The following is a 16,436-nucleotide window of genomic DNA, read 5'->3' as shown; positions in this document are numbered from 1 at the left end:
CAAAGCCAGCAAATACGTCGGCTTGTGCCTTTAATTCCCCCACGACCTCATAATTTTGGGGATTGGCTAAGACAGCAGCAAGACGTTCTAGTCCCTGAGCTACATCAACCTCAAAAATAGAGGATACAATATCAATACCCAAATCACCGGAACTAGGAATGTAGTTATGAACCTGTGTCAGGGCATCACCGAGTCGTTCTTCGATCTGGGCATAAGTGGATTGAGCCCTGGTCAGGGCTTGTTCTGGGTCAAAATAGCCTTGCTCAATTTGCTGGATTAGGGGGTTCCGGAGGCAGTCATAAGCTTTGAGCAGCAAGCTTTCTAGCTCAGTATCAAGTTGTACCTCTTCGCTGTAGAAAGCCTTGAAGATATCTTCGAGACGATGAGCCAAAGTTTTAATTGCCTCTAGCCCAACACTGGCAGCACCTCCCTTGATGGAGTGAGCGGCTCGCATTAAATCGTGGATCTTAGCCGTGGTTCGTTCTTGCTGGAGATTCAGTAAGCCTGTCTCGATCAGTTGCAACAGCTCTGGTGCCTCTTCGATAAAAAACTGATAGGCTTGGTCCTGGATCTCAGAGTGAGTTGCCATGGTTGTTAATTGGTCATTGGTCAAGAGAAAATTGCAAATTGGTCATTGGTCATTGGTCATTAACAAAATACTAATAACTAAAATGACGCTAGCTCACCTTGAACTTGCCCACACTATCTTGGAGTTGCTCAGCCACTTTGAGCAGTTGTTTGAACGAGTTAGATACTTGGGTGACTTCTGTGGAGGTTCTATTCGCGATCGCTGCTACGTCAGTCATAGTTTCAGTCACTGATTCGCTGGCTTGGGTTTGCTCAACAGCTGTGATGGCAATTGCTTTGACCAACTCATTGATCTTCACCGTTACTGCAGTAATTTGATTCAAACTCTGCCTGGTGTCATCCACCAGTTTAGTCCCAACAACCACTTGCTCAGTTCCCTCTTCCATAGCGGCTGCCACCTCATTGGTTTCCGCCTGAATGTCCGCTACCAGCTTTTCAATTTCCGCCGTTGCCTCCGCTGATTGATGGGCCAAGGCTCGTACTTCATCAGCAACTACAGCAAAGCCTCGACCGGCTTCCCCAGCACGAGCCGCCTCAATAGCGGCATTGAGGGCTAACATATTAGTTTGCTCAGCAAAGCCACTAATCAGGTTGACTACCTTAGAAATCTTTTGAGACGATTCCCCAAGACGTTTGACCTTCTTAGCCGTACTACCTACAGTTTCCCGAATCGCCATAAAACCTTCTACAGTGCGGTTCATAGCAGCATCTCCGGCTTCCACCGTTTGAGCTGCTTGTTTGACTGCGGCTTCGGCTTCAGAGGCACTGACAGCCACAGAGCGAGTTGAGACTGTCATGTCATGAATTTTTTGTAAAGCATTAGCAATTTCCTCGGCCTGTCGTAAAGCTTCTGTGGATAGCTCTCTGATGGCTGCTTCATCTTGAGTAGTGGTGGTGGTGACTTGCTTGGTTGCCTGTTGGACTTGCAGTACAAGTTTCCGCAAGCTTTCAATGGTAGCATTGTAGGAATCGGCAATAGTTCCCAATTCATCGGCAGTCACCTGGGCTCGAATGGTGAGGTCTCCTTTACTGACTGGGTCTACTTCCATCAACAGTTCTAGAGCACGCTTTTGCAGCTCCTCTTTTAGCTGGCGCTGTTCCTGAGCAAGATTTTCGGCTTCTTGGCGGGCTGCCTCCATTTGTTCTAAGGATGTGGCTCGCTCCATAACATTGCCCAGCTGAACAGATAACTGCCTCAGGAAAATGATTTCAAACTCTTGCCACTGGTGTGGGGAGGTACAATGATGAGCAATAAGTAAACCGTAGAGTGTTTCTCCGTGGACAATTGGTGTCACTAAATTTGCTTTGATTTGCAATCGTTCCATCAACTTTTCGTGGTCACGGTGGAAACCTGCTTCAAAGACATTATTCATGGCAATGACACGTCCATGTTTGTAGTGATCAAGCAGTTGCTGTGGAATACAAGCATCTTCAATTTTATTCTCAATCCTATCCTCAACCATATTTTCAACTGCTTTGGGCCAACCGGGTTGAACTGCCTCGAATCCAATGTAGCCACTACCATCAGGATTCAGGCGGTAGATAACTACCCGGTCGGCATTCAATTGATTGAGGGCTTTTTCCACCGCGTCTTGGAAGACAGCTTTGAGGTCGAGAGATTTGTCGATGGGGGTAGCAGCAAGGTTAATAATCACCTGTGTCCGATTTGCCTCTCGACGTACCACGTTTTCCTGACTGGTAACACTATCAGCCATTTCATTAAACGTCCTAGCTAGCTTACCGATCTCATCATTAGTCATCAGATTGCTTCGGACTTGACGTGACCCTTGAGCAAATTGCTGGGCTAAGTTTTGTAGCTGCTGGATAGGTTTAGCAATGGCTCGTCCTAGCAGCATAGCTAGTAATAGATTAGCGGTTAAAGCTAAGATGACTACTACCAACTGTAGGAGTAGCTTGTTGGTAAGGAGGAAGTTGAGTTGAGCTTCTGAGGTTCCCCTTACCAAAAGGGCAACTGGCCTACCACTAAAATTATTTAGCGTCCTGGCAGCGACTGTATAGCTTTCCCTCCCTATATTCATGCGTTTGGTAATCGGATTACCCTGAGCTGTGACCACTTGATTCAGAAAAGCGGTATTGGGCAAGGAGACGTTCGGTTGAGCTTCTGCTAAGTTGGTGGTTTTACCTTGGTCTAAGGCAGTTACCAAGGAGAATTCACCATCGGGTTGACGTAGATATACTGCACTATAACCTCCCCCAAAAGACTTGAGGGTATCCTCGACGATAGGCAGCTTGCCATTGACAATATCCCCAGAAACCAGTGCTCCCAAAACTGCCCCTGTGTCGGTGGCTTTAATCGGTGTCACGGTGTAGCGAATCAACAGATTGTTTTGCTCGACAATCCCAGCAGGTAGGAAGGGAGACTCTTTAGCAAGCTCAGACCAGCTGACCACTTCACTAGTTTTAATTTGCTCAGGATTTTCCAGAACCTGACTGACTAAGTCGTTGGGATCGAAAAACTCTCCAGTTCGATCCGAATTAGCATTGACAATAATTCGCCGATCTTTTCCCACCAACGTGGCATATTCAATCCGACGAGTCTGGATTTCTTGCTGAAGAATATCTTTAACTTGTTTGAACAACCCGGGGGTTAAGGGTTTACCTTGAGCATGGGTTTGAACCGCTTGAATAATTGCGCTATTGTCAGATTGTCCGCGAAACCCAAACCCCATCTGATTAATTTTGATATTATAGATAATATCCATAACCGCCAATTCTGATTTGGCTTGGTTGATTAATTGAGCACGACCTCCTGTAATAATCAAAAAAGCCCCCACACCTGCTAATCCAATTACGGAGATAACTTCTGACGTAAACAGGGATAAAAGCTGCTTGCTTTGTATAGGAAGGTTATAAAACCATTTCAAAAATAAAGATGGAATTTTGTTGGCTGGTGCAACCTTTGACTGGATTAACTGAGGTAGTGGTAGCAGTGATTTACCCAGTTTAGTTTTCAGGGTAGATTTTGACAGCTCGAAAGCTTGGTAGATGCCATTATGACCATTTTCTGATAATTGATCAGATAAATTATCAGAAAATTTCAGATCATAATTATCAATCTGGTGACCATTGTTATCCTTAAGGGAGTTATTGTGAGGAGGGATTTGAGTCATGAAATACGGCCAATTAATTAAAAATAGGTAGTTTCTCCTTGTCAAGATGTCCAGGGTTTGGACATCACTGCCACCATTGCCTAACTCGGGGTGACTGAACAATTTCAGGAGTTACAGTCACAGAATTCCCAGTCAATCTTGTTCAGATCACAGTTACTTTGAAAATTGCAATTAACAATTAAACATTAACAATTAAACATTAACAATTAACTAACAACACTAACTCACCTTGAACTTGCCTACACTATCTTGCAGTTGCTCGGCAACTGTAAGCAGTTGTTTAAACGAGTGGGATACCTGCAACGCTTCTATGGAGGTATGATTAGCGATCGCTGCCACATTAGTCATAGTCTGAGTCACTGATTCGCTGGTTTGAGTTTGTTCAACAGTTACGCTAGCGATCGCTTCGACCAACTCATTAATCTTCACCATTACTGCAGTGATTTGATTCAAACTCTGGCGGGTATCATCCACCAGTTTTGTTCCTCCTACCACTTGTTCAGTACCAGCTTCCATGGCAGCTACCACCTCATTAGTTTCCATCTGGATTTGTGCCACAATTTTTTCAATTTCTGCCGTTGCTTCTGCTGATTGATGGGCTAAGGCTCGCACTTCATCAGCAACCACCGCAAAGCCTCGACCTTCTTCCCCAGCACGAGCTGCCTCAATAGAAGCATTTAACGCTAGCAAGTTGGTTTGAGCTGCAAAGTTACTAATCAGGTTAACTACTTTAGAAATCTTTTGGGAGGATTCCCCAAGGCGTTTGACCTTCTTGGCAGTGCTGCCTACAGTTTCCCGAATCGCCATAAAGCCTTCCACAGTGCGGTTCATAGCAGTATCCCCAGCTTGGACTGTTTGAGCCGCTTGTTTAACTGCAGCTTCAGCTTCAGAGGCTCTAGCAGCCACAGCTTGAGTTGAACTGGTCATGTATTGAATTCGTTGTAAAGCTGCCGTAATTTCCTCTGACTGTCGCAAAGCTTCCGTAGATAGTTCTCGAATTGCTGCTTCATCTTGAGTAGTGGTGTTGGTAACTTGCTTCGTTGCCTGTTGCACTTGCACCACAAGTTTCCGCAAGCTTTCAATGGTAGCGTTGTAAGAGTCAGCAACAGTTCCCAATTCATCGGCAGTCACACGGGCACGAATCGAGAGGTCTCCTTTACTAACTGGGTCTACTTCCATCAGCAATTCCAGTGCTCGTTTTTGAAGCTGCTCTTTAGCAGTCCGTTGCTCGGCTTCAGCAATTCTTTGCCGTTCCAAGAGGTTGATACGGTCAAGGGTTATGCCTACTTGGTTAGCTACTTGGGTTAAGAAATCGATTTCCGAGGCTTGCCAGGTTCGAGGTTCACTGCATTGGTGAGCAATTAATAAGCCTAAGAGTTCCCCTTCAACCAGAATCGGGGTAACTAAATTGGCTTTGACCGCAAAGGGTTCTAACTGCTTCAGGTAACACTGGGTCAGACCAGCTTCATAAATATTGGTTGTTGCCTTAACTCGACCTTGGATGTACTTATCCACGTAATCCTTTGCAAAGCAAGGGTCAGCAATTTCCGCACCGAGAGCCTGGGGCCAACCCGCAGCCACGGATTCAGCAATGACAGTACCTTTCCAATTGGGGTCAAAGCGATAGACAACCACTCGATCCGCATCCAGCCCTTGTCGGCTCCCTCGCACTACCATATCCAGGATCTCTTGGAGGTCAAGGGCTTGAGTTAGCTGAATCGTAATATCTTTCAGTTGCTTAGCACGCTTAGCCTCAAGGCTTTGGTCTTGTACGAGAACTTTAATCCGGGCTACTAGGTTATTAAAGGTGTGAGCTAGGGTTTGGGTTTCTGCGGTACCACTTGGTTGAGCAATCGCATCTAAATTACCCCCAGCCACCTCCTTGGCTGTATCAGACAATTGACTTAGAGGAGCAGATAGGCGGCGGGATAGAAGCAGAACAACCACCAGAGTAACTGCTCCCAAGCCTAGGGCTATTAAGAGAAACGCTACAATTAACTCATTACCAGCGTTTTGCTGTTCTGATTTGTCCACAGAAGCAACGGATACCCAATCCGTGTGTGGGTTAGTCACAATGGTATAGAACTTATTTTTATAGAGGAAGTAAACAATTTTTACCTGCGTTCCCGTTTTATCCGTATAGCTCGAAAGTCTTGCTTCCCTTAGTGAATACTGAGTTTTAAAGCGATTGAAGTCTTGCTTCGTATTAATACTTAGCTGGGTCGGTGTGTTGACTAAAAACTTAGCAATTTCCCAAATCGCTTCACCCCCAATGATATTTTCCTCATCCAGACTACCTTCAGGGGTGAGGGTACTAATTACCATGCCTTGGCTAGTGTCTATCAGCTGCACTTGTTGGGAACCCATCAATCCGATATGTTCTAGATAAGGGAACAGTTGCTCTAATTGATTCATGGGTAGCACAGCTTTAATCACCCCAAGAAATTCTCCTGATTGAGGATCCTTGATGGCCTGAGCAAGATCAAAACCAAAGACATTAGCTGAATCATCAAAGTCCAGTTCACTGACCCAACGCCCTTGACGCTTTGCTTGTTGCCACCAGTCTTCATCCCTTTGCACAAAGTCAGAGGTGGGATTACTATAAGCAATGTTGTACCCATAGCGGTCAGTGACAAATAATTCCCCTAGACCTAAATCCTTAACGATTATCTTTAAGTAACGATTGAGTTGTGGATTGGGTTGGAGGAGCTTTGTGTTTTGAAAACGCAATTCAATCTCGTGAATAGCCAGTTTCTGAAGTTGTTGCTGTTCTGCGGTTTTGCTACCAGCATGAGCTGCATTGATGACTAAGGGATTACTAGCTAATAAGGTTGGTACGGTAAAGGTATCCTTAATCAGTTGGCTAGCTGCTTCACCAGCAATTAGAGCTTGCTCCTGCTGCTGTAATTTATTTCGCTCTTTGTCATGCTCGTGAACAATTCTGTAACTTACTAGGCTAGCCAGAGTCAGAGGAATCAATACCGTTGGCATAATCGTTGTCAACAACTGGCGGCTGAGAGTATTTTTATTCCTCTGATTTTTTTTTTGAGTTTTGAGCACTTCCAGGAGCTGATCTCCTGCATTGATATCTTGGTCTGCCCAATGTTTAACCTCGGTTTCAGCTTCTGTTAACTCTTGAACAACCCGCAAGTTAACGTTAGAAATAGTTGAATCAGGCAATAGTGTTTTAACCAGCGCCTTTTTTGTTTTTACAATATCACTATTATTGCCATTTAAATTAAAATTATTCGTTTCTTTTTTATGCAACACTTAGTTATTATCTCCGTTTTTTTAAAGTAATGTCATCATTAATTAACTAATAATTATGGATAAGTATTTGTGATAATTGATTATGAAATAATAGGTTCAGATTACCGTCCCTGAATAGTATAATTAAAACTTGGTATTAAAAATTAGTTGGCCATCAAAAACTACTAGCATTTCCCCACCATGTTTTAGCCAATATCCCTGTAAAAACTTTGCCAATTCTGGATTCATGCTTGATGATGGCAGAGGTTGAATCAAATCGGGATTGCACCATTCAATGTCCTCTACCCGGTTGACGACCAACCCTAGCATTTGGTTATATTTAATGGACTTAGGATCATGAGACTGGATATGCAACACTAAGGAGGTGTAGTGTGATGTGTTTACCGGTTGCTGATGCCAAGGAGTTAATCCCACAATGTGTCCGAGATCGACCATCCAAAGAACTTCACCCCGCCAGTTGTAAACACCCATGACCCAAGGTGGCATATGGGCAACTGGAATAATTTGACCAACACCAATAGTCAGCACTTCAGTCAGCTGATTAATTGGCATTAAAGCAGTAGTATCAGGTACTAGATGAAACCGGAGAAACTGCTGTCTAATTTCATTCGCAGCCGTTTCAGTCGCTGATGATGGGGAAGCTGAAGCTGGGACAAACTTGGACACCATGATGATCTCTGTTTTTTTATATCTGATATTTAGCCCTTGACCAGTTGTTTAATGATTTTTAGGAGTTCTGTGTGATCAACAGGCTTATACAGGTAAGCATCTGCTCCCTGCTTCAAAGCCCAAAATTTATCCATTTCAGTATCTTTGGTGGAGCAGATTATCACAGGTATTTGGCTTGTCTTAGCTTCATTTTTAAGGGTTCGACAAATTTCAAAACCACTGCGATCCGGAAGGACAACATCAAGCACAATCAAATCTAGCTGATTACTGCTAATTTTTTCTAGGGCTTCTGAGCCATTATTGGCAGTTAATACATTAAACCCATTTTGCTTGAGATAACCTCTGAAGATTTCTAGATCTGTTAATGAATCTTCAACAATTAATGCGGTAACCATTTTTTTCAGATTTTTTCAATAACTATAAAATTCTAAGCAGATAAGCAAGTGTTTAAACGTATTTTTGGGTAAATACTTAAATTTCGGCTATCTAGTAAATTCTAATTAATTTGTTTAAGATGTTTAATGATAACTCTCAATACTTCTTCAGGATTGATGGGTTTACTCATGAAATCTGAGGAGCCAACCATCTTAGCTCTCACACGGTCGATAATGCCGTCGTTACCCGTTAAAATTACGATCGGAGTATTGCGGAAAAAGGAGAGCTTACGCAATTGACCACAAATTTCATAACCATTAGCATTTGGCATGACCAAATCTAAAAATATCAAATCTGGCTTAGTAGCTAACAAAGTAGCGATCGCCCTAAGTGCATCATTAATAGCCACAAAGCGATAGCCTTCTGAGGTAAGAATTTTTTCCATGCTTTGGCAGATCAGGGGACTATCATCCACACAGGCAATCAAAGGTTTTTGCTCAGGAACAGTTTTTACCGATGTTTCGTTCGGAGGTAGTGAAACTGGAGCAGGTAAATCCGGAATCTCTATCAGTTCCACTAATCCTGATTGCAGGTGAGGTAGAATCGAGAGAGTAACTGCCCTAGTATCCCGTTTCATTAGTATGGCCAAGTCTCGTAGGGTATATTGCCCATTCAAGAGCTTGGTCATAGTTTGGTAAGCCTGAGGGGATGTTTTAACTCTAAGTTGCTCGGGCTGCCTGATTATTGGTGCCCGATTAGGGCAGCGGTCTGCTACACGAGCACTTTGCCAAGCTTCCCAAACTTGATCAGCTTCATGGATGACTTGCTCTGCGTCAATCAAGACCAGTGGTTTAAATAATGATGATAATGATGATGAGGAATCTGGTTTGATTTGATAGGTGATCTGCATGCCTTGGGTAACATCAAAAAGTATTTCTACCATGACAGACTGAATCATTTTGACGGCTTGATCACGGGTCACCTTGTGCAGATCTACCCATAGGCATAGCAAATGATAGTCCCAACAGACATTGACATCTTCCCAATTGGTATTAGCTAGATCGTCTTGGAGTGATGAAAGCTGAGCAGATGTCTGAGGACAGTGAATGAGTAAGTTTCTACGCCACCGTCTCACTGGATGAGTCCCTCCAGTAGCGTACATCAAGCGACCCATATAAATGTGAAATATCCATTCTTGTTTACTAGGATCACTTAGAATGAGTTGACCGCTAAACCGAGGCTGCTTTAAAATTTCAAACAACCCTGCTTGTTTGACGGAAGTAAACTCTTTGATTGGAATTAGAGGATAATTTTGTTCTATCGCCATCATTGCCTTTGGTTTACCTGATTGCCGTTGTCAGCAAAACTCCGAACTCCTAGTGCTGCCATTACCGGATGGGATTTGCCGATTGGCAAGAGACTTTCTTAACCATAGGCAAGAAAAAACACCGGGAACAGTTAAAGACTTTCACCGAGATGCACAAGTAAAATATGATTGATCAGGTAACTGCTAGCTCAATGCTACAGAATTTTATAAGGTTGACGTATCCGTGAGTTTACACAAATTACAAGAGATAGACTATGGGGTATTTACGCATTGAAGGAAGTTTTTGATTATTTATGACCTTCTATGCCATAAAACTACTGAAATGTATCACTCTTGCCACTGAGCCATGTTGCCATCTTGGCAGGGATTTACAAAAATTTACTGGTTCGTTAATGTTAGTTAATTAAAAGTCTATGAGCTACACTGCCTTTAAGAGGTTGACTGTAAGCATTCACCAAGGACGGGCTACAGCTCTGAAACCCTTGCCCTATTCAGTTCTAAAAGCTTTTTCAATCAACAGAGTCAGCCCATAGACTAGTTGTAGTCGCTGACGCTTGCGATCAGGCCTTCTTCGTACCAAGGTTGGGAGAAATAACAATTACCAAAAACCCACACCTTACAATTTATAACCTCTCGGACCTTATTTTACTTAACAGTTCTCTCGGCATGATCTCCTATGGTCTCTATTGCTCGCAAAAACCTCTGGGCAGACATCCCTCGCTTTCTGGTCGCTCAAGCAGGAATTATGTTTGCCGTTAGCCTAGTCACCATTCAAACTGGTCTACTCAACGGGTTCACTCGCTCTACAGTTCTTCTGATTGAGGGGTCGGAGGCAGATATATGGGTAAGTTCTGAGCGAATGGTTCAGTTTGAGCTAACCGAGCCACTTTTAAAGAATCAGCTGGATCAAGCTCAACGAGTCAAAGGTGTGGAGCGAGCAGAAGCACTACTGATGGGGTCAGGTCGATGGCGTCCTCTTAAGGGAGATACCAGTCCTGTGAAGTTGATTGGATTTGACCTAGGGGGAAAACTGTTCCAACCCGGAAAAATCACTCGGGGTAGACTGAAAGCCCTTAAGGAGCCTTACACGGTTATGGTGGATCAAAGCAGATTACCGACGCTCAATCTCAGAGATATCGGTGATACCGCTACGGTTAACTTCTTGCCTGCTCGATTGGTCGGCTTAACCACAGAGAGTCAATCCCTTGTAGCTAGCCCATTCTTATTTGCTTCCTTAGAAAATGCCAATACCTATATCAACACAAGCTATACCTCTAAGCTTAACTGCACTGTAGAATCTTCAGATAATTTGCAGTGTACCACTATTTACGAAAAGTCAAAGTCTTTGAATAAGTCTGATGAGTCGGAGATTCCTGAACCTACACCTTTGACCCTGACAGACCCCATTACCTATATCATGGTAAAGGCTAAACTAGGTCAGGATCTTGAGCAACTCAAACAGAATTTAGAAGTTGCTTTACCCGGGACTCGTGCTTATACAAAGGTTGAAATGGCACGCAGGACCCGAAATTACTGGCAGGTGCGAACAGGTCTTGGTTTTGTATTGGGTCTAGGTGCTGCTGTGGGAGTGATTGTTGGCATGGTAGTTGTCACTCAGATTCTCTACGCCTCAGTTTCTGACCATATCAAAGAGTTTGGTACCCTAAAAGCAATGGGCGCACCAGATCGCTTTATTTATAGTGTTATTGTCGAACAAGCCTTGTGGATGGCTGTTCTTGGTTATGTGCCTGGTATGCTCCTTTGCTGGGGGTTGAGTGTGTGGGTTAAATCAAAAGGAATTATCCTTTTGATCACGCCAATATCTGCAACAGGTGTTTTTGGTATAACTGTGGTAATGTGTGTAACTTCGGGTTTGTTCGCTATCCAAAAGGTGACTCGTATTGATCCAGCTATTGTATTTAAAGCCTAGAAAGCCTTTTGAGTCATATCATGTCCAATTTAATACTTATCATTCTTGGTTGTTTGTGAATTGTTAATTTTTGTGAATTGTCAAATGTTAATTGACCGTAGACCATTAACAATTGAAAATTAACGACTTCCTTGAATAGGAATTGATTAACTGGAATCGATATCACCCAATTCTAAAATTAAACTATTAATAGTTTAAAAAAAAATTAGTAAACTGGGATATTATGACTATTCTCGCTCAGCAATTAATTGGTTAGTAACTTCCATGACTGCAGGAGGCAAGGTGAATCCGCCTTCATATTTTTCCACTAGGGATCGCTGTCTGAGGGAGGCTAGAGCCCTGAGTAATTCCTGAGGCGATATCTCCAGTAATTCATCCTGTAATTGAGTTAGCATTACAGGTTCTTTGTGACTAGCCATGGTATATATAATTTTATGTTCCAAATCTGATAACCTATCTAAGATTTCTTCGATAAAGTCACTAACGTCATGAGTAAATAGGGTAGTTGCCAAAAAATCAGTCACACTGCCATCAAAAACTTCTTTGATGGTTATGGCAACAAGTTTTAACATCAAGGGATTACCACGATACCCATGAATTAAATAGTCCCAGTTTTTCTGCCCAGACAATCCTTTTTCCTGCAAAATATACTGAGCGGCTTCTCCTAAACCTTCAAGTTTTAAGGAACGAACAGGTGAAGTCTCTCCTTCTTGTAACGAAATTTCGCTGAGTTTCTCCTGACTGGTAATCAACAAACAGCTTTCATGGGGTTCTTCTCCCCACCGTCTGATGAATTCACCATAGCCTTCGTACCCTTCTCGGTAGATGCCCGCAAGTGTACCAATCTGTAGAATAGATTCGGCACCGTTGAGGACTATCAAACAGCGGTGTTGGCGGCAGTACTCAATTAGTTGGGAGATCAGCTCCTTGGCAGTTTTAGGACTAGGGAGTGGGTTTAACCCCCCTGGGGTTTCATATCCTACAGTTTCTAGGGAGCCAGATAAAGATTGGAGCAGTGCTGCTAGGATATCCTCTAACCGGGGTGCCTGACGTAAGGAACGCCATACCACATACTTGAACTGATCCTGAATTTGTTTAGCCAGCTTCACTGACAAGGTGGTTTTACCAATGCCTGCCATACCCTGTAGTGCCACCAATCGGCAACGATCTTTAACAATCCATGTTTCTAACTGGCGTAGTTCTTCAGTACGACCATAGAAAACAGAAACATCTGGTGCCTCACCCCAATCCATCTGCTTGGGGTTTGAGGATTGGACAGTAGAGATAGGGGTATAGCTTCTGCAGTTAGAGGAGATATCCTGGGTTTCTAGATCACTCTGATAGCGATTGACCAGCAGCTGTTGCAGTTTGGTTAGCTTTACAGGCCCTGTCCCCGATATAGGAAACTTTTTGTAGACCTCGCTGAGTCTTTTGCGCACTGCATGTTCACTAATGTCGAGGATTTTTGCGATCGCGTTTGTCGATTGACCCTCCATCGCCAAAGCCACAACCTCCAGCTCGGCTTTAGATACACCGTGTTCATTTGCGATCGCTTTTAGAAAGTCATAGGGAATCACAGTTGCACGCTCATACTCATAGAAACCTGATAGTTCATTGTAAATCCTCTTTCTGAGAACTGCTTGCCATTTTGGTCATTAATATGAGTCTTACCTCCAACTTATGTCCCGATCAATTCAAACCCAACTCTGGCAGAGACACTTTGTCAAACCCCTATGGTTGAGGCATGTGCTGCCGGTTCATGTTTCTTAAATCCATTCTTTATGCATGGCGCGAGTGGGGTGGACTCCTTTGACCGCGCTAGCTCCCCTGTTCTCTTGCTGCATCGCTAACAGATGTAAGTGTGTTCGTCAGACGCTCCTGACGAAACTATGGCTAGCGATATCAATGTTGTTTTAGTACATTTGCATTTCTCAGGGGTAACTTCACTCAGCATAGGAAGAACCTGAGTTCGACGTAACGCTGAAAGCCTCAATCTATCCTAGTCCCTGAAATCCTGTATCCCTGCGGTGCGACCCAAGGGCGCGAGCAATCCCTCGCGCCCTTGCAGGCGCGCACGGTGATTTGTTCTGGAGTCTACGCTAATATCGAACTCAGGTGAAGAGGACACTCACAACCAACCTAAACCATGCCTTGCTGTGTACGACCAGTTCTACTTCCCATTAAATACTCACTCTGCTAAAATTCATTATTATGAGTTAGACATAAGAATGAATTTTCACCTGAGTTCAACGTCACGATCAAAGCCTTAATCTAGCGCCTTAATCTAGCCTAGTTGCCCAAATCTTATATCCTTTACTCGTTCATGGAGCGATCGCTGATATCGAACTCAGGTTGAACAGGTTTGTTGTTGCCGTTCATCACTGACTAATGACTGTGGATTTGATCTAAGTAAACAGATCTGTGATCAACCAATGTTCTGGGCACAATTGACCATGGCAAACCTGATAGACCTGACCATTAACTGCTAAAAACCGATTTGCCTTGGTAGTAATTATGGTAATTTTCTAGTTAATGGTGCAATGCGGAGGCGAAAATAGCGGTAAATACAGCCGAGGTTGAGTACAAAAATATATTGGCGGATGAATCTCAAAGAACCCGCCATTAATCGATAAATCAAGCAGGACATAGGTTCAACGATTACTATCTAGTATCGGTTTCACCACTAAAAAGCCAGCACCAAATGCGCTCAAGACAATTCCCAAAATGGCTATAACCAACACCCAGCCATTGACATATGACACTGCCTCTGGCTGCGAACTTCGCAGGGAGCGATTGTCTTGTTGTTCAATCACTAGAGTTTCTCGATAGGAAGAGGGAGGGGTTTGAGGTTTCCTCTGAGGTGGTGAAAATTCACCCCCTGGGATAGTTTTACCCGTGCGCTGGGATGGAATTGGTGGAGCTTGACGGGGTTCCGGCGGCTTGACTTGCTGAGGTCGATGGACTTCAGCTGGACTCACTGGTTCTAAGGAATTGATCACCTGCTGTAGATGCAGAGCTGAATTAATAACTTTTTTAACTTCCTGTCGCAACTGCTGGTGTTGTTTAACTAAATGCTGGTTTTGAGAATGGAGAGAGTCCAACATCGCCTGTGTTGCTTGCAACTCAGCTGCTAGTTCCCGGTATACAGAAATTGGTACTGACGGACAGTATGTATTCGATTTGTTTGCCGATGTTGAACTAGGGTAACGATCGCTACTGGATTTGGGCATAGGGTGATTGGTTCGGTGATTAGAAGTCATAAGTATAGCTAAACTTCATCCAAGGCAAGAATAGTTGAAATTTTAATCTGTGGGCAGCCCTTTTTGGCTCAAAGCTAGGGAGATAGTCAACAAAAACTCCCGCTCCATAGTCTGGCTGATTCAGCCTATTGATAGTGATAACCGAAAAAAGTTTCTCATGGGTTCAGGCTCAAGAGCAATGTCTAGGGAAGTTTTCACCCCTAGTAGTAAAATCACCAATTACCAAGGGTACCGACAACAGTCTTGCCTTGGCTATAGGTTGCGAAAGCTTTACTTCCATGCCATCTGGATTTGTGCCAGTTTTTTTCTACTCCTTTGGTCCTCTGGGAAAACGACGCCGTTGCAGGAATTCTGGAATATCTAATCCTGGTCTACTCTTAGGCTCAACCTTGGGAGTAGGGGGCATCGGTGTAGGAGCAATCGGTCGCCGATTCAAGGGAGTTTCCACGGATTTAGGTGCAGACTGGGCTTCTCCGGTAAATCCCGTAGCAATCACAGTAATTCTAATTTCACCCTGCAGCTTATCATCAATTACTGCTCCAAAGATGATATTGGCATTGGGGTCAACCACTTCATAAACAGTTTCTGCTGCTGAATTCACTTCATGGAGGGTCAGATCACTGCCACCAGTAATATTTAAAACTACCCCTCTAGCCCCTTCAATAGAAGACTCCAGCAGAGGAGAAGAAATGGCGGCTACTGCTGCCTCTCTAGCTCGGGATTTTCCAGAACCCATCCCGATGCCCATCAGAGCCGAACCAGCATCTGCCATCACCGCTCGCACATCGGCAAAATCCACATTCACCAAGCCAGGAATAGTAATAATATCAGAGATCCCTTGCACCCCCTGACGCAGGATATCATCAGCTACTTTAAATGCTTCTTGAACAGGAGTCTGTTCTGAAATCACTGATAAAAGTTTATTATTGGGAATAACAATTAGGGTATCGACTCGACTCCCCAGAGCGGCAATTCCTTCCTCGGCTTGGGAAGTACGGCGGCGTCCTTCAAAGGTAAATGGACGAGTGACCACTCCCACGGTTAAAGCACCCATCTCTTTAGCAACTTCTGCTACAATCGGGGCAGCTCCTGTGCCAGTGCCACCCCCCATCCCAGCAGTAATGAAAACTAGGTCAGTGTCTTCTAGAGCCTGGGCAATTTCCTCCCGGGATTCTTCAGCGGCTTTTTGACCAATGGCTGGGTTCCCTCCTGCTCCCAAGCCTCGAGTCAACTTCTGCCCCATTTGTAAGCGCTGGGGTGCTGCTGATTGGGCTAGTGCTTGAGCATCTGTGTTAATTGACCAGAACTCTACTCCACTGACATCACTGGCAATCATGCGGTTAACTGCGTTACCACCACCCCCGCCAACACCAATGACCTTGATTTTTGCAACGCTACCTGGCACGATATTGTCACTCCTAGTTTCTTCCCTGGGTATGCGATTAGAATCATAAGTTTGACCGAATTGTAATACAGAGTTACTAAAAGGATGTGTATTGTCGGATCCTAATGAAAGATCTGCTTCTGCGATGATTTTAGAACTTTGAGCAGCAAGCCCTAGTTGACTATTAAGCGTCATTGCAAGAGGTGAGGGTAAGTGTTTATCTTTATCTTTATAAGTTATATGTAGCAGTCTGAGTTAACTATAGAGTAAGTTGATTGAAAAACCAAAGACCCTGGCAACGGCTGGCTCTATACCCGATAACTGACCTGAAACAAAACATAGGTTGCTGGAAATATCACCTCGGTTTAGCTGTCAGAGTAGGGATGTAGACTTGTCTGACCTTCAACGCTTATCGTTATTTAACTCTGGATTCCACACTGTTATGGTCTGTGATCATTTGAATCGATGGTAAGTCTGGGTTTTGCAGGTCAATGTAAGCTAA

At 43.9% G+C, this 16,436-nt stretch carries 10 protein-coding genes; 1 reads left to right on the top strand and 9 read right to left on the bottom strand.

Annotation, left to right across the window (positions count from 1 at the left end):
* The 6 genes from F6J99_RS27430 to F6J99_RS27405 all read right to left on the bottom strand — a co-directional run.
* Window positions 1–589, bottom strand: a 589-nt coding sequence (locus F6J99_RS27430) for an Hpt domain-containing protein (protein ID WP_293117244.1), incomplete at its 3' end; no start/stop codon positions are given.
* Between the two features lie 88 nt (window positions 590–677).
* Window positions 678–3,821, bottom strand: a complete 3,144-nt coding sequence (locus tag F6J99_RS27425) for a methyl-accepting chemotaxis protein (RefSeq protein WP_293117241.1) — start codon at window positions 3,819–3,821, stop codon at window positions 678–680.
* A gap of 117 nt (window positions 3,822–3,938) precedes the next feature.
* Window positions 3,939–6,989 (bottom strand): methyl-accepting chemotaxis protein, encoded by a 3,051-nt coding sequence (locus F6J99_RS27420; protein ID WP_293117238.1) that lies wholly within the window; start codon window positions 6,987–6,989, stop codon window positions 3,939–3,941.
* A gap of 123 nt (window positions 6,990–7,112) precedes the next feature.
* Window positions 7,113–7,658, bottom strand: a complete 546-nt coding sequence (locus tag F6J99_RS27415) for a chemotaxis protein CheW (protein WP_293117235.1) — start codon at window positions 7,656–7,658, stop codon at window positions 7,113–7,115.
* 29 nt (window positions 7,659–7,687) lie between these two features.
* Window positions 7,688–8,053, bottom strand: coding sequence for a response regulator (locus tag F6J99_RS27410; protein WP_293117233.1), 366 nt, complete (start codon window positions 8,051–8,053; stop codon window positions 7,688–7,690).
* 101 nt (window positions 8,054–8,154) lie between these two features.
* On the bottom strand, window positions 8,155–9,360 hold the full coding sequence (locus F6J99_RS27405) for a response regulator (protein WP_365974293.1): 1,206 nt from the start codon (window positions 9,358–9,360) through the stop codon (window positions 8,155–8,157).
* A gap of 676 nt (window positions 9,361–10,036) precedes the next feature.
* Here F6J99_RS27405 and F6J99_RS27400 point away from each other — a divergent pair.
* A complete protein-coding gene (locus tag F6J99_RS27400; RefSeq protein ID WP_293117228.1) occupies window positions 10,037–11,290 on the top strand; it encodes an FtsX-like permease family protein in 1,254 nt (417 codons plus the stop codon).
* A 227-nt stretch (window positions 11,291–11,517) separates the two neighbouring features.
* On the opposite strand, the gene F6J99_RS27395 is transcribed toward F6J99_RS27400, so the two are convergent.
* The 3 genes from F6J99_RS27395 to ftsZ form a co-directional block, all read right to left on the bottom strand.
* Window positions 11,518–12,867: an NB-ARC domain-containing protein gene (locus F6J99_RS27395; protein ID WP_293117225.1), complete on the bottom strand. Its 1,350-nt coding sequence runs from the start codon at window positions 12,865–12,867 to the stop codon at window positions 11,518–11,520.
* A 1,074-nt stretch (window positions 12,868–13,941) separates the two neighbouring features.
* Entirely contained in the window at window positions 13,942–14,550 is a 609-nt protein-coding gene (locus tag F6J99_RS27390) for a hypothetical protein (protein ID WP_083305216.1), read from the bottom strand.
* A 307-nt stretch (window positions 14,551–14,857) separates the two neighbouring features.
* On the bottom strand, window positions 14,858–16,129 hold the full coding sequence (gene ftsZ / locus F6J99_RS27385; RefSeq protein ID WP_075900138.1) for a cell division protein FtsZ: 1,272 nt from the start codon (window positions 16,127–16,129) through the stop codon (window positions 14,858–14,860).
* Between the last annotated feature and the right edge of the window lie 307 nt (window positions 16,130–16,436).

It is taken from the genome of Moorena sp. SIO4G3, assembly GCF_010692305.1.
Taxonomy (GTDB): Bacteria; Cyanobacteriota; Cyanobacteriia; order Cyanobacteriales; family Coleofasciculaceae; genus Moorena; species Moorena producens_A.
This window is presented reverse-complemented; position numbering and strand designations above follow the sequence as displayed.